Below are 22,382 nucleotides of genomic sequence, written 5' to 3' on the forward strand. Positions count from 1 at the left end.
GGGGGAGGGCCGTCAGGCGGCCTCGATCCAGGTCTGGCGCGCGCCGGTGATCAGCGAAACGATGTCGTCGCCGCTGACCCCGGTGGTCGGCACGTCACCCACCTTCATGCCGTGCCGGAGCACGACCACGCGCTGACTCATTTCGAGGACGAGCGGCATGTTGTGGCTGATGAGCACGATCGACACGCCCTCTTCCTGCAGCCGGCGCACCGCCTCCATCGCCCGCTTCGTTTCCTGCACGCCGAGCGCGGCGGTGGGCTCGTCGAGCAGCACGAGGGCGGATTTCCACAGCTTGGTGCGGGCGAGGGCGACCGCCTGGCGTTGGCCGCCGCTCAGGCCCGAGACATTGGCGTCGGCGCGCGGCACGTTGACGGACAGGCCGTTGAGAGCCTCGTCCGAGGCCGCGCGCATGCCGCGCTTGTCGAGAAACCGCAGCGGTCCGACGCCCCACATCCGCTCGCGGCCGAGAAAGATGTTGTCGGCGACGTTCAGGTTCTCGCAGAGCCCGAGATCCTGGTAGACCGTCTCGATGCCGAGTTTGCGCGCGACATCCGTGGACGCGATGTCCACCGGACGCCCGTCGAAGCGGATCTCGCCTTCGCTCGGCTGGATGGCACCGGAGAAAATCTTGACGAGCGTCGATTTGCCGGCACCATTGTCGCCGACCAGGGCAACCGTCTCGCCCTTGCCGATTCGGAGGTCGATGCCGCGCAAGGCCTCGACCGCGCCGTAGAATTTCTTGATGCCGCGAGCTTCGAGCAGAACTGGCCGGGTCGCGCCGGATTGCATTTGGTGATCCTCCCTGGCCCATTTCGCTTCAGAAAAACGACGCCGAAACGATTTCCGAAAACGTTTCTTGGAGAGCGAAGTTACACGTGCTATCACTGCCGCGTCAACCGTGGTCCTGACCTGCTTGCGATGCGCTCCATCTCGGGCTCTGATTTCTCGATAATGCTATGTTCGCCTCAGCGGTCGATCGTCGTCCGCAGGCGCGCGCCAGGGAGCGTCCAGGCATGAAGGACAGGAAGCGCGTCACCATCCGCGATGTCGCCAACGAATGCGGCATCGCCTTGTCGACAGTTTCAAATGCGCTCGCCGGCAAGCCGCATGTCAGCGAGGAGACCAGGGCGCAAGTGAAGGAGGCGGCGGAGCGCCTCGGCTATCGCGCCTCGGCCGTGGCGCGGGCCTTGCGCATGCAGCGCAGCTTCACCATCGGCGTGCTGATCGCCGATGTGACCAACCCCGCCTTCCCAGACTTCGTCCGCGGTGTCGAGGACGTGGCCATGCGGGAGAAGTGCAACCTCCTCCTGTGCAATACGGACGGGGAGGAGGAAAAGCAGATCTGGCACATGCGCGCCCTGCTCGACAGCCAGGTCGACGGCATGGTGCTGATCTCGCAGCACACCGACACGCCGCGCGTGCGCGAGCTTCTCGATTCGGGAACGCCCTTCGTGCTGGTGCAACGCCGGACCGCGCGTCACCAGGACGACTATGTCGGCTCGGACAATGTCGGCGGCATCACGCAAGCCGTGGAGCATCTCGCCGGGTTCGGGCACCGGCGCATCGGCTTCGTGCGTGGCCCGCTGGGATCCTCGACCGCCGCCGAACGGCTCGAAGCCTATAAGGCGGCGGTGCGCCGCCTGAAGCTCGACCGCTCGCCCGACCTCGTCTTCAACGGCGATTACAATCTCCCGACCGGCTACGACGCGGGCCTGCATCTTCTGTCCTTGCCAGAGCGGCCGACCGCCATCATGGCGAGCAACGACCTCAACGCCATGGGCGTCATCGAGGCGGCGATGGAACTCGGGATCGAGGTGCCGTCGGACCTGTCGGTCGTCGGGCTAGACGACATCCAGCTCGCTTCCTTCCGGCGCATCGATCTGACGACCATCCACCTGCAGAAGCGAGCCATGGGCGCCGCCGCTGCCGAGATGCTGATGAAGCGCATCCGCAACCGGCGGCCGTCGCCGGCCCGCGAACAGATCTTCCCGACGGGCCTTGTGGTCCGCGGAACTACGGCACGCGCGGCGCAGGTCGCCTCGAGCCGCAAACGCAAGAAGCTAGCCGTATAGGGAGAGGAAATGGCCGGTTCGCTGGAGGGGCTCAAGGTTCTTGATCTGTCGCGCTTCATCGCCGGGCCGATGTGCGGGATGCTGCTCGGCGACATGGGCGCGGATGTCGTCAAAGTGGAGCGGGCTGGCAAGGGCGAAGATGGCCGGGTGATCGCCCCCAAGGTGGGCGGCGAGAGCCTTTATGTGATGATGTACAACCGCAACAAGCGCAGCCTGACGCTCGACTACCGGAGCCCGGAAGGTCAGGAGCTTCTGCGCAACCTCGCGGCCGAAGCGGACGTGCTCATCGAGAACTTTCGCCCCGGAACCCTGGAAAAGATGGGCTGCGGCTGGGAGGAGCTCTCCGCCCGCAACCCCCGCCTCGTGATGGTGCGTATCTCCGGCTTCGGCCAGAACGGCCTCTTTGCCGAGCGGCCCTGTTTCGACGTCATCGCCCAGGCAATGAGCGGGCTCATGGAGATCACCGGTGAGGACGGCGGCAAGCCCGTGCCCTCCGGCGCCTTCATCATCGACCAGGTGACGGGGCTCTATGCCACCGTCGGCGCGCTCGGCGCGCTGCAAGCCCGTGAACGCACCGGCCGCGGCCAGGTGGTGGATACCGCGCTCCTCGACAGCGCCGTGACGCTCCTGCTCACGGCCATTCCCGAATATGCACTGTTCGGCGTGGAGGCGACGCGCAAGGGCGCCCGCGACCGCTATTCGGCTCCCGCCAACAATTATCTCTGCCGGGACGGCCGCTGGGTCCACGTCAATGCCGGCAACGACGCGCTTTTTCCCCGGTGGTGCAAGGCTGCCGGGCTCGCAGATCTCATCACCGATGAGCGCTTCTCGTCGCATGCGGCGCGCATGGCGAATGCCGACGCGATCGAGGCCATTGTCGCCGACTGGGCCGCCCAGCACGATGCCGATGCGATCGTCGACATGATGGTTCGCGCCGAGGTGCCTTCCGGCAAGGTCGCCACGATCGCCGAGGTCGTCGCCAATCCGCAGCTGAAGCACCGGGAGCAGATCGTCGACATCGACTATCCCGGTATCGGCAAAGTGCCGATGCACGGCGTCACGGTGAAGCTGTCGGGGACCGCCAACAGCATCCGCCGGCCCGCACCGTCCATCGGCCAGCACACGTCTGAAGTTCTGACTGACTGGCTGGGGTGAGGCACCCGCCTTAAGGCGTTTCCGTCAGAGTTCCAAGGCCGGGCTGCCGTCGAAGCTCGTGATCGGCGGGTAGGCCTTGGGATCGGTCACCACGTCGAGCACGCTCGTGCCCGGCCGCGCAAAGGCTTCGCGCAAGGTCGTGGCGATCTCCGCCGGGTCTTCGATGCGCAGGCCGTGACAGCCGCAGGCCCGGGCGATGGCCGCGTGGTCCATCGGCTCGAAATCCACCACGTCCGTGTGCCCGCCGAAGATCACGTCCTCGGCATGCTTCTGGTAGCCGAGGATTTGGTTGTTGAGCACGGCGACAACCACGTCGAGGCGCATGCGTCGCGCGGTTTCAAGCTCCGACCAGACATGGGCGAAGCCGCCATCGCCGGCGAGGCAGAAGACCCGCGCCTGCGGCCGCGCCACCTTGGCGCCGAGCGCGAAGGGCAGGCCCCAGCCGAGGCCGGCTAGCCCCCGCGGCGTGATGAAGCGCATGCCTGGCCGCCGTGCGCGCAGATAATTGGCGACCCAGATCGACGAATAGCTCGCATCCGCCACCACGATGTCGTCGTCGCGCAGCTGCGCATCGAGCTCGGCCATCAGCCGCTCGGGCCGAATCGGCTGGGCGTCGGAGCCTCTGGCGGCGGCGCTCTCCTCCTGCCAAGCCTGACGGCCGGCGGCGATCTGGGCCTCGATCGCTGCGCGCGCCGCGCGCCTGCGAGAAAGATCGCGGGCGGCGAGCGCCTCGGTCAGCGCCTCCAAGGTCAGCTTGGCGTCGCCGACGAGGCGGACTGCCTCGTAATTGCGGCCGACCTCCGTGCCGTCGATGTCGAGATGAATGATCGTCGCACCTTTCGGCAGCAGCGACCAGGAATCGGTGCCGTTCTGGTTGGTGCGGTTGCCGACCAGCAGGATGACATCCGCCCCGCTCACGAGCTCCCGCTGATGGCGGGCAACGCCACGGGTGCCCATGAAATAGCCGACCACGCCGACCGAGAGCGGGTGATCCTCGCTGACGGCGCCCTTGCCCATGGTCGTGGTCGCGACGGGCAGGCTCGCCTGTTCCTGGAGGGCGGCCAGCACCTCCTGCGCGCCGGAGAGATGGACGCCGCCGCCGGCGATGACGAGCGGGCGTTCGGCAGCGGCCAGGAGATCGGCGGCTTCGCCCACGTGGGCGGGATCGGCGACCATGCGGTCGAGCGGGAAGGTGCCGAGCTGCGCCGCGCGATGGACGGCAGCATCGGAAGGAACGTCAACGAAGAGATCGACCGGGCAGAGCAGCACCGCCGGCCCCATCCGGCCCGTCGCGGCCGCAGTGAAGGCCATGTCGATATAATCGTCGATGCGGTCGACCTCCGTGACGCGCCGGATCCATTTGGCCGAGCCTTTGAAGAGCTCGAGATGATCGAGATCCTGAAACGCGTTCTTGTCGGTGTGCTTGCGGTCGACGTCCTGCACGATGGCGAGCATCGGCACGGAGGCCTTGAGCGCCTCGGCGAGACCGGGAACGAGCAGCGTTGCGGCCGGCCCATTCTGCGCGGTGACGACGCCGACGCGGCCGGAAACGCGGGCATAGGCATCCGCCATCACGGCGCCGGCGTTCTCGGTGCGATAACCGATCTGGCGGATGCCGAACTGCGGCGCGATCAGATGGAGCGCGGAGGGGATGCTCTGGCCGAAGATCGCCGTGACGCCATGCCGGCGGAGCGCTGCCGCGATCACATGGGCGCCGGAGCCATTTGCGATCTTGAGCCCGCGGGCGCGCCGGCCCTCCATCGTCTCCGCCATGTCGTTCCTCCTGATTTCGGCTTTTCTCGCGCCGGGCTCAGACCCGCATCATCACGCGTCGAGGATCGATGACCTCGCGCAACAGGCGCAGCTCCTCCGCCTCGGGCGGCGCAGTGATCTGAATCTGCGCCGGAATTTCCGGCGCAAATCCCATAAGCGCCAGGACATCGTCGAGCGCCACTCTCGGATGGAGTGACTTGAGGCGCATGCCGCCGTCGGGCCCGAAATCGAAGATCGCCTTGTCGGTGACGACGAGCGCCGGCCCTGGCCCGGGCAGGCCCAACTCGCGCCGCGGCGTGCCGCGCACGCGATGTCCGACGCTCGTCACGAAATCGACCGCGTCGACGAAGGTTCGGCGGTCGAGATCGACCACGATGATCGGGCGGCGCACGAAGGCGAGATGTTCCGGCTGCGCAAGGCAGCCGACGAGCCGCACCTTGGGACGGTCGTAGTCGCCGATGGCGGTGATGTTGAGATTGCCCCAGCGGTCGACCTGCGCTGCCGATTCGAACGACACGTCGAAGCGGCTGCGGGCCAGCATGTCGCATTTGAAGCCCGTGTCGGCAGGGCAGGCGGCCGCCTGCCAACGCGTCAGGCTGTCCTGGCGCAAATTATCCGGCATGCGCGAAAGGTCGGGATCGAGCAGATTGCCCCAATAGACGGTGGCGCCCGGCGCATAACTCAACTGGGCGAGACGTGCGGCCGTCAGGGGAATGCCGACGGCCAGCGTAAAGGCGCGGCCGTTCGTACCGACGCCGACGAAGATCAGGTCGTCGTCCTTGATCTCGCGGGCGATGACGCAGGCGGCGAGCTCGTTGGTCGTGAAGCCGGCCGGAGCGCCGGAGGCGGGGAGGGGGCTAGCGGTCGAGGCGCTCATGGCGTCAGCCCTGCTGGACGGAAAGGGACGGCAGGCGGGCAGCGGCTCCGCTCACTGCGAGATAGTCGCCGTGCGAGCGGGGGCTCAGGACGAAGCGGTCGAGATAGGCCGCCATGCCCTCGACCGTTCGGGCATGGTCGAGATAGAGCCGCAGGTGCTCCTCGTCTTCGTCATAGAGCGAATCGCAGGCCGCCGGATGGGCGCCTTGCGGCACCTCGACAATGGCCTCGACCCACTGGCCCGGAATGTAGGTGAGGGTGGGGCGCCTTTTCACCTCCTCGTGGGGGATGATTTTCTCCACGGTGACGATGAGGCGCTTGGCGGCGCTCGCCATGAGCTGGTCGATGTCGTCGCTGTCGCGCACCACCGGCCATTGCACGTTGCCGTAGCGATCGCCCGCATAGCCGTGAATGATGGTGAAACCCGCCTCAGCCGCCGCCACCGCATGCAGCTTGTCGCCGGTGAACGGGCAGATCATGGGCCGGATCTGCTCGGGATTATGCGCGGCCATATCGGAGCCGAGCAGGGAACGTACGGGCATGAAGGCAAGGCCTGCCGCCGCCGCGCGGAAGCGGGCGACGATGGCGCATTCGGAGAAATCGCGCACTGCGATCGCGCCGCTCTCAACGCCGCGCCGGAAATTGGGTGCAAGACCGTGGTTGAACATCCCCGCATAGATGCCCTCCCAACGCTTCACCGCGCCGGCTGCGGCAAGGAGGTCCGTGGCGGTGGTCGTTGCCCAGGTGAGGAGGGTCAAATTCTTGACGCCGCGGCGGATAAGCTCCCGCGCGGCAGCATTCGGCTGGCGCCGCAAGAGGCTGCCTCCGAGCGCGAGCGTCGCACCGGACGATAGGGGAGCGAGGGCGGCCTCCAGTGAAACGAGCTTGTCTTTCATAGCGGCTCCGGACCCCATAGACGTCCAAAATTCGTATTCGCAGGGTCCACGAGCGCAATTTTCGGCTTGCACACCCCGTACAAAAACGTTTTTATATGCGCGTCGCGCCAATCACAAGTCCGAAAATTGCGCGTATCTGCGCTATTGCAGTCGGGAGGGAGAGAAACGCTTGACCGCCGCCTCAATCTTTCTCGACATTCGCGATATTTCCAAGAGATTCACGGGCGTTGTCGCGCTCGACAAAGTGTCTCTGTCTCTGCATCGTGGTGAAATACATGCAGTCATCGGCGAGAACGGCGCCGGCAAATCCACCTTGATGAAGGTCATTGATGGAATATACGCGGCCGACGAGGGCGATATCTTTCTCGACGGTAAGCCGGTGAAGATTTCGGATCCGTTCACGGCGCTCGGCCTGGGCATCAGCATGGTTCACCAGGAGCCGAAGCTCTGTGGCTGTCTGTCTGTATCAGAAAACGTTTTTATGGGGCGAATGCCGCATACGCGCTGGGGCGCGGTCGACTGGGCGGAGGCGCATCGCCGGGCCGGGGAACTGATGGCGCGTGTCGGCCTCGACCTTGATCCGCGCGTTGCGGTCGAGGCGCTCTCCATCGCCCAGCGCCAGCTCATCCAGCTCGCCAAGGCACTCGCCTTCGATGCGCGGCTGATCATCCTCGACGAGCCCACGGCCAGCCTGACGCCGGTGGAGGTGGATCGGCTGTTCGCGATCGTCAAAGGCCTGCAAGCCGAGGGCGTCAGCTTTCTCTACATCTCCCACCATCTCGACGAGATCTTCCGCATCGCCTCGCGCGTCACCGTGCTCAAGGACGGACGTCACGTCGCGACACTCGACCTCGCCAAGACCACCAAGGAGGCGCTCATCGGGCTGATGGTGGGCCGCGAGCTCGGCGATCGCTTCCCCGAAAAGGGGCGCCGCCCGGGCAAGACGGTGCTCGAAGCCGAGAACATCTCCGGCAAGGGCTTTCGTGAGGCGAGTTTCGCGTTGCGTGCCGGCGAGATCCTCGGCCTTTCGGGCCTCGTCGGCGCCGGACGTACCGAACTCGGGCGGGCGCTCTTCGGCGCTGACCCCACTTCGGGCGGCCGCATCTTGATCGACGGGGCGCCGGTCGACTTGCGCAGCCCCGCCGACGCCATCCGCCAGGGCGTGGCCTATATCGCCGAAGACCGGCGCGACGGCCTATTCATGCCGCTCTCCGTGCGCGAGAACATCACGCTCGCCGCGCCGGAGCGCCACAGCCGTCGCGGCATTCTGAACATCCGCGACCAAACCGCTCAGGCGAAAACCTTCATCGACCGGCTGAAGGTCCGCACACCCCATGCCGAGCAGCGCATTGCGCTGCTGAGCGGCGGCAACCAGCAGAAATGCATTCTCGCCCGGTGGCTCCTGAAGGGCGTGCGCGTGCTCATTCTCGACGAGCCGACGCGCGGCATCGACGTCGGCGCCAAACGCGAGATCTACGGGCTCGTCGACGAGCTCGCTCGCGAGGGGATGGCAGTTCTGCTGATCTCCTCCGAACTCCCCGAGATCCTCGGCATGGCGGATCGGGTGCTCGTGATGAGCGGCGGCCGCATTACCGGCGAGGTGGAGGGCGCCCGCGCGTCCGAGGAGCGGCTGCTCGCCCTCGCGCTGCCGACAGAAATTCCCCAGCAAGGGCTCAACGCATGACCGACAGCGCCATCCCCGAAGGCACGGCCTCGTCCAAGTCCGCCAAGGCTGGCGCTCGCGGGCTCCTCGGCTTTCTCGTGCGCTACAGCAACGTGCTGGCGCTCGTGCTGCTCCTCGTCGCAGCAAGCCTCTTGTCGCCCTATTTCCTGTCGTCGCGCAATATTCTCAACGTCTTGCGCGGGGCGACTATGATCGGTCTCGTCAGCATCGGCATGACCTTCGTCATCCTGAACCGCGGCATCGACCTATCGGCGGGCTCGATCGTCGGACTGTCGGCGGCGCTGATGGCTGCCTTCGCGCCCTACGGCGTCGGCGTCGCGGCGCTCGTCGGCATCGCGGCGGGGGTGGCGGTGGGGATCGCCAACGGCTTGCTGATCACGCGGCTCAGCCTGCAGCCCTTCATCGCGACGCTCGCGACCATGATCTTCGTGCGCGGGCTCGTCTATATCTACACGGACGGCAGCAATATCATCGTGCGGGACGCATCGCCCGCCTTCACCTTCATCGGCTCGGGCTTCATCGGCCCGGTTCCCGTGCCCGTCATCCTGTTCGCCATTGTCTGGCTGATTGCCGCACTCGTCCTGCGCTACACGATTTTCGGCCGCGCCATCTATGCCGTCGGCGCCAATGAGGAAGCGGCGCGGCTCTCGGGCATCGCCGTCGAGCGCAACAAGATCGAGGTCTATACGGTCAGCGGCCTGCTCGCGGGCCTCGCTGGGGTCGTGCTGGCGAGCCGCCTCACGGTCGGAGAGCCCAATGCGGGCACGCTTTACGAGCTCGATGCGATCGCAGCGACCTTGATCGGCGGCACCACCTTCGACGGCGGCGTCGGCGGGGTCGGCGGCACGGTACTGGGCGTGCTCATTTTGGCGTTCCTCTCGAACGTCCTCAACCTGCTCAACGTGTCCCCCTACTCACAGATGCTGCTGAAGGGCGTGATCATCGTCCTGGCGGTGGTCATGAGCGAATGGAGAAAGCGGCGCTGAACGCCCGCATTGGAGGAGGAACCATGACACAAGGCGACAAGGGGCGGGCGAGCCGCCGTGACATTCTCAAGCTTGGCGCAGGCGCTGCGGCCTTCGCGGCGCCGTCGATCTGGTCGAGCGGGTCCTTCGCGCAGGCGGTCGAGGGCAAGACCGTCGGCTTCACGATGTCCTTCTCCAATACGGAATGGATCAAGCAACAGCAGGCGGGGGTCGAGGAGATCGCCAAGAAATACGGCCTCAAGACAGTTGTCTACGATGCCAATGATCAGCCGGCGAAGCAGATCCGCGATATCGAAGACCTCATCACCCGCAATGTCGATATCATCATCATCTCGACCTATTACGCCGAGGCGATCACGCCGGCGGTGCGGGAAATCAACCAGGCCAAGATCCCGATCGTGGTGCTGAGCTCGCCGCTCGCCGGCGGCGTCGATTTTGCGTGCCATCTCGCGACCGACACCCTGGCCACGGCCCGGTCGGCGGGCGATTACTATGTCAAGAAGCTGAACGGCAAGGGGCTCGTGGTCCAGATCGAGGGCAAGCCCGGCTCGCTCATCAACCAGCAGCGCGGCAAGGGCTGGCGCGAGGTGGTCGAGAAGCATCCGGACATCAAGATCATCGGCCATATCGTCGCCAATTACGACCGCACCCAGGCGATCAAAGGCATGGAGGACATGCTGCAGGCCAATCAGCAGATCGACGCGGTCTACTGCCACAACGACGACATGGCGCTCGGGGCCGTCCGCGCCGCCAAGGAGGCGGGCCGCAAGGACCAGATGTGGTTCACGGGCTATGACGGCCTGACCGTCGAGGCGCTGGAGGGCATCTACAAGGGCGATCTCGAAGCCGTCTGGGAATATCTCCCCTTCGGGGTCGAGGGGGTCGAGGCGGCCGTGCAGATCCTGCGCGGCAAGCCCATCCAGAAGACCATTTCCTTCGAGTCGCCGCTGATCACCAAGGCCAATGTCACCGAGTGGTACGATCCCGACGCGCGCAAGCGCAAGGTGCTGCCCTCGCGCCTGACCTTCTGACCCATGGCCCCGGCCCGGCGTCTCCTGGAGAGTTCGGCCGGGTTTCTTTCTTCCGCGTCGGCGAGGCCGAGATCTCCGAGCCGGCGCATGCTCGATGACTTAAGTTCAAGGACAAGACGATGAGCCAGTCGACTGCAGATGCCCCGTGGCGCGACTTGACCGATCCCCGCCGGGCCGCCACCGTCGAGGATCTCGAGGCCGGGCTGAAGGAGCCGGTCTTCGAGAACCTTGAAATACCCGAGCAACTCGGGCCGGTGACCATCACGGTCGACGATCACAAGATCAAGCGCTTCTCCTTCACCCAGGACGACTACGGGCCGTGGTATCTGCAGGGCTGCCCGAATTTCGGCGGCGCGCGCATCGGCCAGCCGGCACTGCTCGGCAACGACCTCGTGCAGCTTTTCACGACCCGCTACCGGGCGAGCAAGACGGTCGGCTTCCACACCGAGGAGCAGATGTGGTTCGACAGCCCCGTGAAGATCGGCGAGCGCGTCACCCTGTCCGGGACCTATGTGGAGGCCTATGAGCGGCGCGGCCAGGGCTATGTCGTGATGGAAGCGCAGGCCGTCGGCGAGGATGGGCGCAGCATCGTGCGCCATCGCGGCGTCGAGATCTTGCGCACCGTGCCGGGTTTGATCGCCGGCCGGGGCGCGAGCGAAACACCCGAGCGCCGGGTGACGGGGGAGGTTCCCGCCGATGCGCGGCCCATCGAGGCGGTTGCGGCCGACACGTGCGTCGGCGACGTTCTGGCGCCGCTGAAGAAGACATTCACCGCGGAACAGACGGCGGTGTTCTCGCGCATCGGCGAATTCGTGCGCAACACCCACAACGACCTCCAGATCGCACGCGAGGCGAAGCTGCCCACCTTGATCGTCCAGGGCCAGCAGCAATATGGCGCCGCCGCGGAGCTGATGGCGCGCGTCTTCGGCGCCGCTTGGTTCACGCAAGGCTGGCTCAAGATGAAGTTCATCAAACCACTGCAGATCTTCGATCCTGTGGAGTTTTCCGGCGTCGTGACCTCCGTGACGAAGGACCCGGAGGGCTGGCGGCTGATCGAACTCGAGGTTTGGGCCCGCCGCGCATCCGATGGGAAGCTGACGGCGGTAGGCTGGGCCAGCTGCAGGGTCGACTGAACCGGCCGTTTCGGCCATCGATCTCGCTTCCGAAGTCGTGCAGCTAACGTCGAAGACTGCCGCACTACGGAATTCTGAGAGCTTCGAAATGGTCGGCGCAATCTCGCCGCGCTCAAGCAAGCAGGTCATCATGGACAAGATCCCGCTGCTGCGCGAATTGCGCGGCGGCCAAAGCGTCCATTGGCATGTCAGTTAGCGCGCGCTGCTGCCATAGGTGGCGCCGGCTTCGGACGGAGCGGGATCGAACCGCCACACAACGTTGTGCGCGAGGCATGGGGGCCATGGCCGCAGCGAGACCCGGCGAAATCTATAACCTTTCTGAATAACGTGACGTGTTTTCGGACTTTGACACCATGGCCTTGGCTGTCTGATCGTACGCATCAGGTGGTAAACCCGCGCGGGAAACGACCCGGAGAGGTCCGCGCGGTTGCAGTCCAACCAGAGGGACGGCTGACACATGTACCGTATTGGCGTCGACGTTGGTGGCACGTTCACCGATTTCGTCCTCTTCGACAGCGAAGCCGGTTCGTTCTCCTATTTCAAGGTGCCCTCGACGCCTGATGATCCATCAGTCGCGATCGCCGAAGGCGTAGTGGAGATGCTGAGCCTCTTCTCCGTACCGCCGAAGGACGTCTCCTATTTCGGCCACGGCACGACCGTCGCCACCAATATGATCATCGAGCGGCGCGGGGTGGATACCGGTCTCGTCACGACGAAGGGCTTCCGGGACGTGCTGGCGGTCGGCCGCCAGACCCGGCCCGACCTCTACGACTACGGTCATCGCCGGCCCGACCCTCTCGTCGAGCGCTACCGGCGCAAGGAAGTGCCGGAGCGGATGACGGCTGGCGGCGAGGTGCTGCTGCCGCTCGACGAAGCGGCGGTTGCGGAGAGGGTCTCTGAGCTCAAGGCCTCGGGTGTCGCCGCGGTTGCCGTCTGCTTCCTGCACGCTTATCGCAATCCGGCCCACGAAGAGCGCGTGCGCGAGATCATCGCGCGGATCGCGCCGGATCTCTACGTCAGCATCTCCTCGGACGTGCTTCCCGAGTTCCGCGAATTCGAGCGCACCTCGACCACCGTCCTTAACGCCTATGTCGGGCCCAAGACCCGCCGCTATCTCCACCGGCTGCGGGAGCGCATCGGCCAATCGGGTATCACCGTCGAGCCGATGACCTTTCACTCGAACGGTGGGCTCCTCCCGGTCCGGACCGTCGAGCATCTGCCGGTCCTGACTTGCCTTTCGGGACCTGCCGCCGGCGTGGTCGGTTCGGCCGCGGTCGGCAAGACGATCGGCTGTTCGGAGATCATCACCTTCGACGTCGGTGGCACCAGCACGGACGTGTCGCTGATCACCGAGGGCCGGCCCCGCTTCACCTCCAACCGCCTGGTCGCCGGCTATCCCGTCAAGATGCCGATGGTCGACATTCACGTCATCGGCGCGGGGGGCGGCAGCATCGCGGCCGTCGACGAGGGCGGCGCGCTCAAGGTGGGCCCGGTCAGCGCCGGCGCCTCGCCGGGGCCGGTCGCCTACGGCAAGGGCGGCACCAAACCGACCTTGACCGACGCCAATATCGTGCTCGGCCGCCTCAACCCCGTCGCGCTTCTCGACGGGCGCATGCCCGTCGACCGGGAGGCCGCCGCGCGCGCCATCGAAACACAGATCGCAAAGCCCCTCGGGTTGTCGCTGGAGGAAGCCGCCTACGGCATCCTGCGCATCGCCACGGCCAATATGAGCCGCGCCATCCGGGCGGTCACGATCGAGCACGGGCACGACCTCGGGGATTTCACCCTCTTCGCCTTCGGCGGCGCCGGCCCGCTGCACGCCGCGGACGTGGCGGTGGAATGCGGGATCCGCAAGGTGGTGGTGCCGCAGGAGCCGGGCACGCTCTGCGCACGCGGCATTCTGCTTTCCGACATCAGCCGCGATTTCGTGCGCACGCTGCTCGCCGTGGTCTCGCAGGATACTTGGCCCGAGGTGGTGCGAAGGCTCCAAGAGATGGTCACGGCCGGCGACGAATGGCTCGAAGCCGAGCGGATTGCGACGGAGCTGCGGTCTTTCCAGCTCGCGATCGACGCCCGCTACGTCGGCCAGAGTCACGATATCCGCGTCTATGTGGAACGGGAGAAACTCGGCGATCTGGCGGGCTTCATGACCGCCTTCCACCACATCCACCGCGCCGAGTTCGGCTATGACCTGCCCGAGCGCAAAATCGAAGTGGTGAATTGCCGGGTGCAGGCTGTCGGCTTTATCCAGAAAGGCCGTGCGAAAGGCGCCGCCGGCGCTGCAGGAGCCACGCTCGACGCCGCGCTCACCGGCAGCCGCCATGTCTATGTCGGCGAGCGGGAGGGCTGGGTGACGACGCCTGTCTACCGCCGCTCGGCGCTGCCGGCGCGCGCCGAGATTCCGGGACCCGCCATCATCGAGGAAATGAGTGGCACGACGGTGGTGCTGCCCGGCCAGACCGCCCGCCTTGACGAAGCCGACAACGTCCAGATCGCGATCAGCTGAAAGCCAGAACGAGCGATGCCCAATCTCGCCACCGCGGCCACCATGCAGAACGGCGCCGAACGGACCTTCGATCCGATCGCCATGGAAGTTTTCAATAATCGGCTGCTCACCATCACGGAGATGATGGCGATCAGCATGATGCGCTCGTCCTTCTCGCCGCAGATCAAGGAGAGGCGCGACTTCTCCGTCGGCCTCTTCGACCGGCGGGGCTGGCTCGTGGCACAGGGCACGCATATTCCCGTCCATCTCGGCTCGTTGCTCGGCTGCGTAGAAGGTCTTCTCAAGCGCTATCCGCTCGAAGACATCCGCCCGGGAGACGCCTTCATCTGCAACGATCCCTATGTCGCCGGCGGCACGCATCTACCGGACATCTCGATCGCAACGCCGATCTTCTTCGACGGTGCGCTCGTCGGCTTCGCCGCCAATATCGGCCACCATTCGGATGTCGGCGGCGCGGTGCCGGGCTCGACGGCGGCCAATGCGAAGACCCTCTTCGAGGAGGGATTGCGCATCCCGGTCATGCGGGTCGCCCGCAGCGGCCTCGTCAACGAGGAATTGATCGAGCTCGTTGCGCTCAATTCGCGCCTGCCGGAGGAGCGTGCTCTCGACCTCAGGGTGCAGATCGCCACCAACGACCGCGGCGTGGAGGCGACGAAGCAGCTGATCAACCGCATGGGCGTCGCTAAATTCGAACATGCCGTCGAGGATGTGCTCGCCTATACGCGGCGGCGCCTCAAGCGTCGCATCGCCGATCTCGCGCCGGGCAAGCACAGCTTCACCACCTTTATCGACGACGACGGCCTCGGCGAGGGCGATCCGGTGCCGATGGCCGCCACCGTCTTTACCGAAGATGGCAAGCTCGTCATCGATCTCGAAGGCACCGGCAAGGAGGCGCGCGGCGCGCTCAACGTCGCTGAGAGCGCGCTGCGGGCGACCGTCTACTATTGCGTCAAAACGCTGCTCGACCCCGAGCTTATGGCGAATGCCGGCCTGATGGATGCGATCGACATCCGCGCGCCGGAAGGCTCGATCGTCAATCCACGGCCGCCAGCCGCCTGCGGCGCGCGCACCATCGCCTGCCAACGCCTCGCCGGTGCGATCTTCGGCGCCTTCCAGGGCCTCGTCGCCGAGAGCACGAGAATCGCTTCGGGCCATGACAACCTGCCCTCGATCTCCTTCTCGGGCCGCCGGCCGGACACGGGCGAGGTCTACGTCTGCGGTGAATCCATGGGAGGCGGTGGCGGCGCACGCAGCGACAGCGACGGCATGGACGGTATCCACGTCCACATCACCAACAGCCTGAACCTCCCGACCGAAGCCTTCGAGAGCGAATATCCCGTCCTCGTCGAGGAATACGGGCTCGTTTCCGGCTCCGGCGGCCCGGGCCGCCACCGCGGCGGCATGGGCATCACCCGCCAGGTGCGGGCCTTGCACGACGGCACGATCTTCTCCGGGCGCTCGGATCGCCACAAGCACGGCGCGCCGGGCTTCGAGGGCGGCTGGGACGGCGGCCGCGGGCGCCTTTTGCGCAATTCCGGCCGGCCCGACGAGGAAAGCCTTTCCTCCAAGATCGCGCATCTCGTGCTGAAAGCGGGCGAGACCGTGCGCATCGAGACACCCGGCGGCGGCGGCTTCGGCCCGCCCGCGGAAAGGCCGATCGCGGAGCTCGCCCGCGACCTGCGCGACGAGATCATCTCGGTGGCCGAGGCCGAGAAGGCCTATGGCAGCGAACATACCAAGGCGGCGCTGGCCATGCTCGCGGATCCGCCATCCTGAGACTTGCGGCAGAACACCGTCTGCAGGCGCATTCACAGCAATAATCCGGAAAACGGAGGGGAGAATGACGACGATGGACAAATCGATTACCGGAGCCGGTCGCCACATGGTCCTCGACCGTCGGCGGGTTCTTCTGGGCACGTCAGCCGGTCTCGGCGGGCTGGCCCTGACGAAAGCCGGCCTCGGCACGGCACGCGCGGCCACCAGCGATACGCTCGTCTATGGCCTTTCCGCCTTTCCGCCGGGGATCGCGCCCTTCCAGCACGCGGGGGCTGCCTCGAACACCGTGAAGCTCCTGATCTTCCGGGGACTGCTCGGCCTCGACAGCGAGGGCAAGGTGGTCGCTGACCTCGCCGAGAGCTGGGCGCCCGACGGCGACCGCGCCTATGTCTTCAAGCTGCGCTCGAACGCGAAATTCCATAACGGCTTGCCGGTCACGGCGAGCGACGTGAAATTCTCGCTGGAACAGATCTCGGCGCCGGAGTCGACCGCCTATCTCATCAACGAGTTCCGTGGTGTGGAGCGGATCGAGGAGATCGATCCTTCGACCGTCCGCATCGTGATGAAGGAGCCGACGCCATCGATCCTTGAAAATCTCGCAGGCCCGTACGCTCCCATCATCTCGGCCAAGGCCCATGCGAGCGATCCCGCCAATCCGATCGGCGCGGGGCCCTACAAGATCACCAAGACCGAGAAGGGCGTCGCCATCGAATTCGAGCGCTTCGCTGATTATTACAAGCCCGGCCTGCCGAAGACGCCGAAGCTGCGCATGATCGTCTACAAGGACGAGAGTCTCCGGGTGGCGGCGCTCGAGTCGGGCGATGTCGACATCATCGAATATGTGCCCTGGCAGAACATGGACGCCATCGCCGCCAATTCGCAGCTCGTGCTGCAGGAGTCGCTCGGGCCGATCATGTATCTGAGCTTCAACGTCGAGCGGCCCCCATTCAACGACAAGCGCGTGCGCCAGGCCGTCGCCTATGCGATCAAGCGCGAGGACATCGTCAAGGCGGCCTTCTTCGGTCGTGGTGCGCCGCTCGCGGGCCTGCCGATCGGCCAGGAATCGGAGTTCTACAGCGACGCCCTCGCCAATCTCTGGCCCTATGACCCTGACAAGGCGAAGCAGCTGCTGCAGGACGCCGGCGCCCTCGGCACCAAGGTGACGCTTCTCTCGACCGGCACCTACAACATGCACAAGGACACCGCCGAGATCGTGCAGCAGCATCTCATGGCGGCCGGCTTGATGGTGGAGCTCAGCCTGCCCGAATGGGGCGCACGCGTCGCTCAAGGCAACAAGGGCCAGTATCAGTTCGCCGTCAATGGCGGCGCCATGGCGATCGCCGATCCTGATGGCTTGACGGGCCTCATCGGCACGCAATCGCCATCGTACCGGCGCTCCTTCGGCTATTCCAGCTCGAAGGTCGATCAACTCCTGGCGGAAGCCCGGCACAGCACGGAGTCGGAAAAGCGCAAGGCGTTTTACGCACAAGTGGCGGAGGTCGTAGAGGACGAGGTTCCGCTCTGCTCGCTGTCCTGGCGCTCGCAGGGCTATGCCATGACGACGAAGGTCAAGGGCTTCGACACCATACCAGGCATCCTGAACAGTTACTCAGGGTTCATCCTGGAAGACGCGTATATCGGATGATGAGCGTGCCGCATCATCGAGACGAGGCCAGGTCGGCAGCGGAGCCATGCTAGTCTATACCGCAAAGCGGTGTCTTGCGGCATTGGCGCTGGTCTATGTCGTCGCCAGCATCGTCTTTCTGTCGCTCTACCTCGTGCCTGGAGACCCGGCCGAAGTATTACTGTCGACCGGCGGCGTCGCGCCGCCGCAAGAAGCGGTGGACGAGCTCCGCCGCCAGCTCGGGCTCGACAAGCCGTTGCTCCACCAATACGGCGCCTATCTCACGCGGATCGTCCAGGGCGATCTCGGCACGTCCTTCGGTGACGGCACACCCGTTGCCGAATCCATTATGCAGCGTCTGCCGCGAACGCTCGAACTGGTCGCGGCGGCGACCGGCCTTGCCGTTCTGATCGGCGTGCCGCTCGGCGTCTGGGCCGCCCTGCGGCGTGGCCGCCTCATGGATCGGCTCTTGAGTTTTATCGCCAGCCTGTCGCTTTCGATACCGGTGTTCGTGCTCGGAACGACCTTCATTCTGGTCTTTTCGCAGCAACTTAAGCTCTTGCCTGCAGGCGGCTATGTCCCCTTCGCCATTTCGCCCTGGCGTCACCTCGTGAGCCTGTTGATGCCGGCAACGGTCATTGCCGTCGGCTTGGTCGCGGTCGTCTTCCGCATGATGCGCACGACCGTGCTCGGCGTGCTCGACCGGGACTGGGTGCGCACCGCCCGTGCCAAGGGGCTTTCGGCACGCAAGGTCCTCATGAAACATGTGGTGCGGAACGCCCTCGGACCCGTGGCGACGGTGATCGGGCTCGAAATGGGCGCCCTTCTCGGCGGCACCGTGCTCGTCGAATTCGTCTTCAACTGGCCGGGACTGAGCGGCATGCTCGTCACGGCGGTGGAGAACCGCGACTATCCGGAGGTGCAGGGCGTTGTGCTCGTCATCGCCGTCCTGTTCATCGTCCTCAATCTCGTCGTCGATCTCCTCTATTCCGTCCTCGATCCGCGGGTGCGCTACGAATGAGCCGCGCCAGGATCCTCAAATCGCCTCGCGCACGCGTTCTGGCGCTGCCCGTATCGGCTTTCGCGCTCCTGATCCTCGTCGCCGTCTTCGGGCCTGTGCTGGTCGGCATCGACCCGACCGCCATGGATATTTCCGGCCGATTGGCTGGCCCCTCCTGGACGCATCCGCTCGGCCAGGACGAATTCGGACGCGACATCCTCAGCCGCCTCCTCTACGGCGCGCGCGTGTCGCTCACGGTCGCCTTCACCGCCACCCTCCTTGCCGCCGCGGGTGGCATCGCGGCCGGGCTCATTGGCGGCTATTTCCGGGGGATCGCGGAGTTCCTGACGCTCAGGGTCGCCGACGTCGTGCTCGCTTTTCCGCCGATCCTGCTCGCGCTCCTCGTCGTCACCGTGGCAGGTCCGGGTGCCGCGACGCTGACGGTGGTGCTCGCTGTCCTCTACATGCCGAAGTTCGCCCGCGTGACTTATGGCGAGGTGCTGTCCGTCAAGAATCTCGAATATGTCGAGGCGATGAGGGCGCTCGGCGCCGGAAACGGCCGGATCTTGCTCGGGACGGTGCTGCCCAACCTTTTCGCGCCGCTTCTCGTGCAGTTCTCGCTGACGATCGCCGCCGCCATCATCGTCGAATCGGGCCTCAGCTTTCTCGGTCTGGGCGTGACGCCGCCGGCTCCCTCCTGGGGGCTGATGATCCGCAGCGCGCGCAACTACATGGACCTCGACCCGACCGGCCTCGTTTGGCCTTGCCTCTGCCTGGTGGCGACGATCTTCATCGTCAATTCCCTGTGCGATACGCTGCGCGATGCCTTCGATCCGCGTGTGCGCCAAGCCGGATTTGGCAAGATGCGTGCGCCGAAGACACCTGTTCCCGCCGATCGGGCGCCCGCCCTGTCCTCCGGCGAGCAGCTGCGCATCGATAATCTGCGCGTCGAATTCGCCACGCCCGCCGGCACGATCAGCGCGGTCAAGGACGTCTCGCTCAGCATCCGGCGCGGCGAGACGCTCGCTGTCGTCGGCGAGTCCGGGTCTGGCAAGTCTGTCACCAGTCTTTCGGTCATGGGTCTCCTGCCGGCCGAAATCGCGCGCGTCGCCCAAGGCAGTATTCTCTTCGCGGACAAAAGCGGCATCGGACGCGATCTTACCCGGGCCGGTCCACAGACGCTCCAGGCCATGCGCGGCGAAGATATGGCGGTCATCTTCCAAGAGCCGATGACGAGCCTCAATCCGGTCTACCGAATCGGCGACCAGATCGCGGAGGCGGTCCTCGCCCATCGCAAGATGAGCAAGAGCGAGGCGCGTGCCATCGCCCTCGACATGCTGCGACGGGTCGGCATGTCGGATCCCGAGCGGCGGCTCGATCAATATCCGCACGAGCTTTCCGGCGGCATGCGCCAGCGGGCGGTGATCGCGCTCGCCCTTTCCTGCAATCCGGCTCTGCTCATCGCAGACGAGCCGACGACTGCACTCGATGTGACCATCCAGGCGGAGGTTCTGGCGCTCATCAAGTCGTTCCAAAGGGAGCGCGAAGGCGGGATGAGCGTGCTCTTCGTCACGCATAATCTGGGCATCGTCGCCCAGATCGCCGACCGTGTCGCCGTGATGTATGCCGGCTGCGTCGTGGAGACGGCGAGGACGGAGGCGCTCTTCGCCGCGCCGCGCCATCCCTATACGAAAAGCCTGCTATGCTGCATTCCGCGGGTCGATCGGCTCGATGAGCAAGATGGGTGCAAGCCGCGCCTCGAAGCCATACCCGGAACGGTTCCGGGGCCCTTCGACAGCACGCGGGGATGCGCCTTCGCCCCGCGCTGCAGCCATGCTCACGAGGATTGCCGCGAGATCGTGCCTGCGCTCATGGAAGCCGGCCCGGATGGTCATTTGAGCCGCTGCCTTCACTGGAGGGACCTGTGATCGATCCGGTGCTTCGCGTCGACGGCTTGGCCAAGCATTTTCCGGTCGGCCGCGGCTGGTTCGGACCGCGCAGGACGGTGCGGGCGGTCGACGGCGTGAGCTTCGACGTCGGCCGCGGCGAAATCCTCGGCCTCGTCGGTGAATCGGGCTCCGGCAAGACGACCGTCGGGCGCGCCATCCTGCGTCTGACGGAGCCGACGGCAGGAAAAGTGCTGTTCGACGGCACGGATGTGACCACAGCCACCCCCGATGCCATGCGCGCGCTCCGGCGGCGCATGCAGATCATCTTCCAGGATCCTTACGCCAGCCTCGATCCGCGCCGGACCGTGCGCGATCAGATCGTGACGGCCTTCCACATCCACGACCTTCATCCGCGCGCCGAACGGCGCGATCGGGCCGCCGAGATCCTGCGCCGGGTCGGTATTCTTCCCGAGCAGATGGATCGCTATCCACACGAATTCTCAGGCGGTCAGCGGCAGCGGATCAGCATCGCCCGGGCGCTCGCCCTCGGGCCCTCCTTCATCGTGGCCGATGAGGCGGTGTCCGCGCTCGACGTCTCGATTCAAGCGCAGATCGTCAATCTGCTGCTCGACCTGCGCGATGAACTCGATCTGACGATCCTGTTCATCTCCCACGATCTCGGGCTCGTCGAATATATTTGCGACCGCGTCGTCGTCATGTATCTCGGGCGCGTCGTCGAGATCGGCACGGCACGCGAGCTCTATCGGGCGCCGCGCCACCCCTACACGCGCGCCCTGCTTTCGGCGATCCCGATCCCGGATCCAACAGCGCGGCGCGCATCGGCCGTGCTCGGCGGCGATGTGCCGAGCCCGATCTCGCCCCCTGCAGGCTGCGGTTTCCGCACGCGCTGCCCGCACGCGGTGGAGGCCTGCGCCCTCGAGGCCCCCGCTCTTCGCCCTTTCGGCGAAAGCCAATCCGCAGCCTGCATTCGCGACGACGTGGTTTTCGCGTCGGGTCTGCCGAGCGCCTGAGCCGGTTCGTCATGCGGTCCGGTCGAGCGCGTGAACCTCTTCGATGAACTGCGCGACGAGAGCGCTGTTGCGGCTGTCCTTGCGCCAGCAGAGCAGGAAATCCGATGTGATCGCCGGAACGATCGGCCGGATTGCGACGCGGCTCCGAACGGAGCGCGCCATCAGAGGGTGCACCACGCCGATGCCCAAACCTTCGACCACACATTGGCAGAGCACCTGGGCCGTCGTCGTCTCGATAGCGACATTGGCCTTCGCCCCGGCCTCTTCGAACAGGAGCTCGGTGAGCTGGCGGGTTCGCGCATCCTTGCTGTAGGTGATGAGCGGCGCGCTTTCCATGTCGCGGGGCGTCAGTGTCCGCTTGCGCGCGAGGGGATGATCGCGCGGCAGGACGCAGACGAGCGAGTCGCGCAGAATGGTTTCGGTTTCGAGATAGGGCACCTCGACGCGGCCGCTGATGATGCCGATATCGACCTGGCGATTGGAGACCCATTCCACCACGAATTGTGAGCCGCGGACCGCGAGCACGATATGCACGCCGGGGCGCGCCTTAAGGAACCGGCTCACGACCGCGGGCGCGAAGTCGCTGAGCGCAGGGATGACGCCGATGGTTAGCCGTTCTTGCTGCTCTCGCTTGAGCGCCTCGACAGCCTGCTCGACCTGGCGCAATCCGGCGAAGACCCGGTCGATCTCTTCGTAGAGCCGCATGGCTAGAAAGGTTGGAACGAGCCGCCCCTTCACCCGGTCGAAGAGGCGCAGTTCCGTATCCTCCTCGAGATGGGCGAGCGACTTGCTGACCGCCGGCTGGGAGACGCGCAGGAGGTCGGCCGCGGCACTCACGCTGCCGGTTTCGATGAGGGCGCGGAAGGCGTCGATCTGCCGGAGGGTCGGGGGGCGTTTCAACCTATAGCCTTTTGGAATAGCGGAGCGAGTTTTTTGCCTTTGACGTTTTA

17 protein-coding genes are annotated in these 22,382 nt (G+C 65.8%); 12 read left to right on the forward strand and 5 right to left on the reverse strand.

Going from position 1 to position 22,382, the window contains the following annotated elements:
* Positions 1 to 12: 12 nt before the first annotated feature.
* On the reverse strand, positions 13 to 789 hold the full coding sequence (locus ACFQU1_RS11655; protein ID WP_378132599.1) for an ATP-binding cassette domain-containing protein: 777 nt from the start codon (positions 787 to 789) through the stop codon (positions 13 to 15).
* A gap of 224 nt (positions 790 to 1,013) precedes the next feature.
* Here ACFQU1_RS11655 and ACFQU1_RS11660 point away from each other — a divergent pair, with 224 nt between their 5' ends.
* Positions 1,014 to 2,072, forward strand: coding sequence for a LacI family DNA-binding transcriptional regulator (locus tag ACFQU1_RS11660; RefSeq protein ID WP_378132601.1), 1,059 nt, complete (start codon positions 1,014 to 1,016; stop codon positions 2,070 to 2,072).
* A gap of 9 nt (positions 2,073 to 2,081) precedes the next feature.
* Positions 2,082 to 3,227: a CaiB/BaiF CoA transferase family protein gene (locus ACFQU1_RS11665; protein ID WP_378132603.1), complete on the forward strand. Its 1,146-nt coding sequence runs from the start codon at positions 2,082 to 2,084 to the stop codon at positions 3,225 to 3,227.
* Between the two features lie 24 nt (positions 3,228 to 3,251).
* On the opposite strand, the gene ACFQU1_RS11670 is transcribed toward ACFQU1_RS11665, so the two are convergent.
* From ACFQU1_RS11670 to ACFQU1_RS11680, 3 genes are read right to left on the reverse strand one after another with little or no spacing between them, the layout of a single operon-like run.
* Positions 3,252 to 5,000: an acetolactate synthase catalytic subunit gene (locus ACFQU1_RS11670; RefSeq protein ID WP_378132605.1), complete on the reverse strand. Its 1,749-nt coding sequence runs from the start codon at positions 4,998 to 5,000 to the stop codon at positions 3,252 to 3,254.
* Between the two features lie 37 nt (positions 5,001 to 5,037).
* A complete protein-coding gene (locus ACFQU1_RS11675; protein WP_378132607.1) occupies positions 5,038 to 5,877 on the reverse strand; it encodes a CoA-transferase subunit beta in 840 nt (279 codons plus the stop codon).
* A 4-nt stretch (positions 5,878 to 5,881) separates the two neighbouring features.
* Complete coding sequence (locus ACFQU1_RS11680; RefSeq protein ID WP_378132609.1) at positions 5,882 to 6,772, reverse strand: CoA transferase subunit A; 891 nt, start codon at positions 6,770 to 6,772, stop codon at positions 5,882 to 5,884.
* 169 nt (positions 6,773 to 6,941) lie between these two features.
* On the opposite strand from ACFQU1_RS11680, the gene ACFQU1_RS11685 reads away from it, so the two are divergent.
* From ACFQU1_RS11685 to ACFQU1_RS11730, 10 genes are all read left to right on the forward strand, one after another.
* Positions 6,942 to 8,456, forward strand: coding sequence for a sugar ABC transporter ATP-binding protein (locus ACFQU1_RS11685; protein WP_378132611.1), 1,515 nt, complete (start codon positions 6,942 to 6,944; stop codon positions 8,454 to 8,456).
* Entirely contained in the window at positions 8,453 to 9,442 is a 990-nt protein-coding gene (locus ACFQU1_RS11690; protein ID WP_378132613.1) for an ABC transporter permease, read from the forward strand. The genes ACFQU1_RS11685 and ACFQU1_RS11690 overlap by 4 nt, the downstream gene beginning before the upstream one ends.
* Positions 9,443 to 9,465: 23 nt before the next feature.
* Positions 9,466 to 10,473, forward strand: coding sequence for a substrate-binding domain-containing protein (locus ACFQU1_RS11695; RefSeq protein ID WP_378132615.1), 1,008 nt, complete (start codon positions 9,466 to 9,468; stop codon positions 10,471 to 10,473).
* A gap of 119 nt (positions 10,474 to 10,592) precedes the next feature.
* A complete protein-coding gene (locus ACFQU1_RS11700; protein ID WP_378132617.1) occupies positions 10,593 to 11,606 on the forward strand; it encodes a hypothetical protein in 1,014 nt (337 codons plus the stop codon).
* A 457-nt stretch (positions 11,607 to 12,063) separates the two neighbouring features.
* Positions 12,064 to 14,112: a hydantoinase/oxoprolinase family protein gene (locus ACFQU1_RS11705; protein WP_378132619.1), complete on the forward strand. Its 2,049-nt coding sequence runs from the start codon at positions 12,064 to 12,066 to the stop codon at positions 14,110 to 14,112.
* Between the two features lie 15 nt (positions 14,113 to 14,127).
* Positions 14,128 to 15,888 carry a hydantoinase B/oxoprolinase family protein gene (locus tag ACFQU1_RS11710; protein WP_378132621.1) on the forward strand — a complete coding sequence of 587 codons (1,761 nt, stop codon included), beginning with the start codon at positions 14,128 to 14,130 and terminating at the stop codon, positions 15,886 to 15,888.
* A gap of 64 nt (positions 15,889 to 15,952) precedes the next feature.
* Complete coding sequence (locus ACFQU1_RS11715) at positions 15,953 to 17,533, forward strand: ABC transporter substrate-binding protein (protein ID WP_378132623.1); 1,581 nt, start codon at positions 15,953 to 15,955, stop codon at positions 17,531 to 17,533.
* Between the two features lie 46 nt (positions 17,534 to 17,579).
* Positions 17,580 to 18,533 (forward strand): ABC transporter permease, encoded by a 954-nt coding sequence (locus tag ACFQU1_RS11720; protein WP_378132625.1) that lies wholly within the window; start codon positions 17,580 to 17,582, stop codon positions 18,531 to 18,533.
* Entirely contained in the window at positions 18,530 to 20,440 is a 1,911-nt protein-coding gene (locus ACFQU1_RS11725; RefSeq protein ID WP_378132627.1) for a dipeptide/oligopeptide/nickel ABC transporter permease/ATP-binding protein, read from the forward strand. The genes ACFQU1_RS11720 and ACFQU1_RS11725 overlap by 4 nt, the downstream gene beginning before the upstream one ends.
* A complete protein-coding gene (locus ACFQU1_RS11730) occupies positions 20,437 to 21,432 on the forward strand; it encodes an ABC transporter ATP-binding protein (protein ID WP_378132629.1) in 996 nt (331 codons plus the stop codon). Before ACFQU1_RS11725 ends, ACFQU1_RS11730 begins: the two co-directional genes overlap by 4 nt.
* Before the next feature lie 9 nt (positions 21,433 to 21,441).
* Here the strand turns inward: ACFQU1_RS11730 and ACFQU1_RS11735 are convergent, their stop codons facing one another.
* Positions 21,442 to 22,332 (reverse strand): LysR substrate-binding domain-containing protein, encoded by an 891-nt coding sequence (locus tag ACFQU1_RS11735; protein WP_378132631.1) that lies wholly within the window; start codon positions 22,330 to 22,332, stop codon positions 21,442 to 21,444.
* Positions 22,333 to 22,382: the final 50 nt, after the last annotated feature.

Source organism: Chelatococcus sp. GCM10030263, from assembly GCF_042666455.1.
Lineage (GTDB): Bacteria > Pseudomonadota > Alphaproteobacteria > Rhizobiales > Beijerinckiaceae > Chelatococcus.

Excerpts from the sequence above, each read along its gene's own strand:
- ACFQU1_RS11680 (WP_378132609.1), bottom strand. The coding sequence starts at position 6,772 with ATGAAAGACAAGCTCGTTTCACTGGAGGCCGCCCTCGCTCCCCTATCG.
- ACFQU1_RS11695 (WP_378132615.1), top strand. The coding sequence starts at position 9,466 with ATGACACAAGGCGACAAGGGGCGGGCGAGCCGCCGTGACATTCTCAAG.
- ACFQU1_RS11655 (WP_378132599.1), bottom strand. The coding sequence starts at position 789 with ATGCAATCCGGCGCGACCCGGCCAGTTCTGCTCGAAGCTCGCGGCATC.
- ACFQU1_RS11700 (WP_378132617.1), top strand. The coding sequence starts at position 10,593 with ATGAGCCAGTCGACTGCAGATGCCCCGTGGCGCGACTTGACCGATCCC.
- ACFQU1_RS11705 (WP_378132619.1), top strand. The coding sequence starts at position 12,064 with ATGTACCGTATTGGCGTCGACGTTGGTGGCACGTTCACCGATTTCGTC.
- ACFQU1_RS11660 (WP_378132601.1), top strand. The coding sequence starts at position 1,014 with ATGAAGGACAGGAAGCGCGTCACCATCCGCGATGTCGCCAACGAATGC.
- ACFQU1_RS11670 (WP_378132605.1), bottom strand. The coding sequence starts at position 5,000 with ATGGCGGAGACGATGGAGGGCCGGCGCGCCCGCGGGCTCAAGATCGCA.
- ACFQU1_RS11715 (WP_378132623.1), top strand. The coding sequence starts at position 15,953 with ATGACGACGATGGACAAATCGATTACCGGAGCCGGTCGCCACATGGTC.
- ACFQU1_RS11665 (WP_378132603.1), top strand. The coding sequence starts at position 2,082 with ATGGCCGGTTCGCTGGAGGGGCTCAAGGTTCTTGATCTGTCGCGCTTC.
- ACFQU1_RS11675 (WP_378132607.1), bottom strand. The coding sequence starts at position 5,877 with ATGAGCGCCTCGACCGCTAGCCCCCTCCCCGCCTCCGGCGCTCCGGCC.
- ACFQU1_RS11710 (WP_378132621.1), top strand. The coding sequence starts at position 14,128 with ATGCCCAATCTCGCCACCGCGGCCACCATGCAGAACGGCGCCGAACGG.
- ACFQU1_RS11725 (WP_378132627.1), top strand. The coding sequence starts at position 18,530 with ATGAGCCGCGCCAGGATCCTCAAATCGCCTCGCGCACGCGTTCTGGCG.
- ACFQU1_RS11720 (WP_378132625.1), top strand. The coding sequence starts at position 17,580 with ATGCTAGTCTATACCGCAAAGCGGTGTCTTGCGGCATTGGCGCTGGTC.
- ACFQU1_RS11690 (WP_378132613.1), top strand. The coding sequence starts at position 8,453 with ATGACCGACAGCGCCATCCCCGAAGGCACGGCCTCGTCCAAGTCCGCC.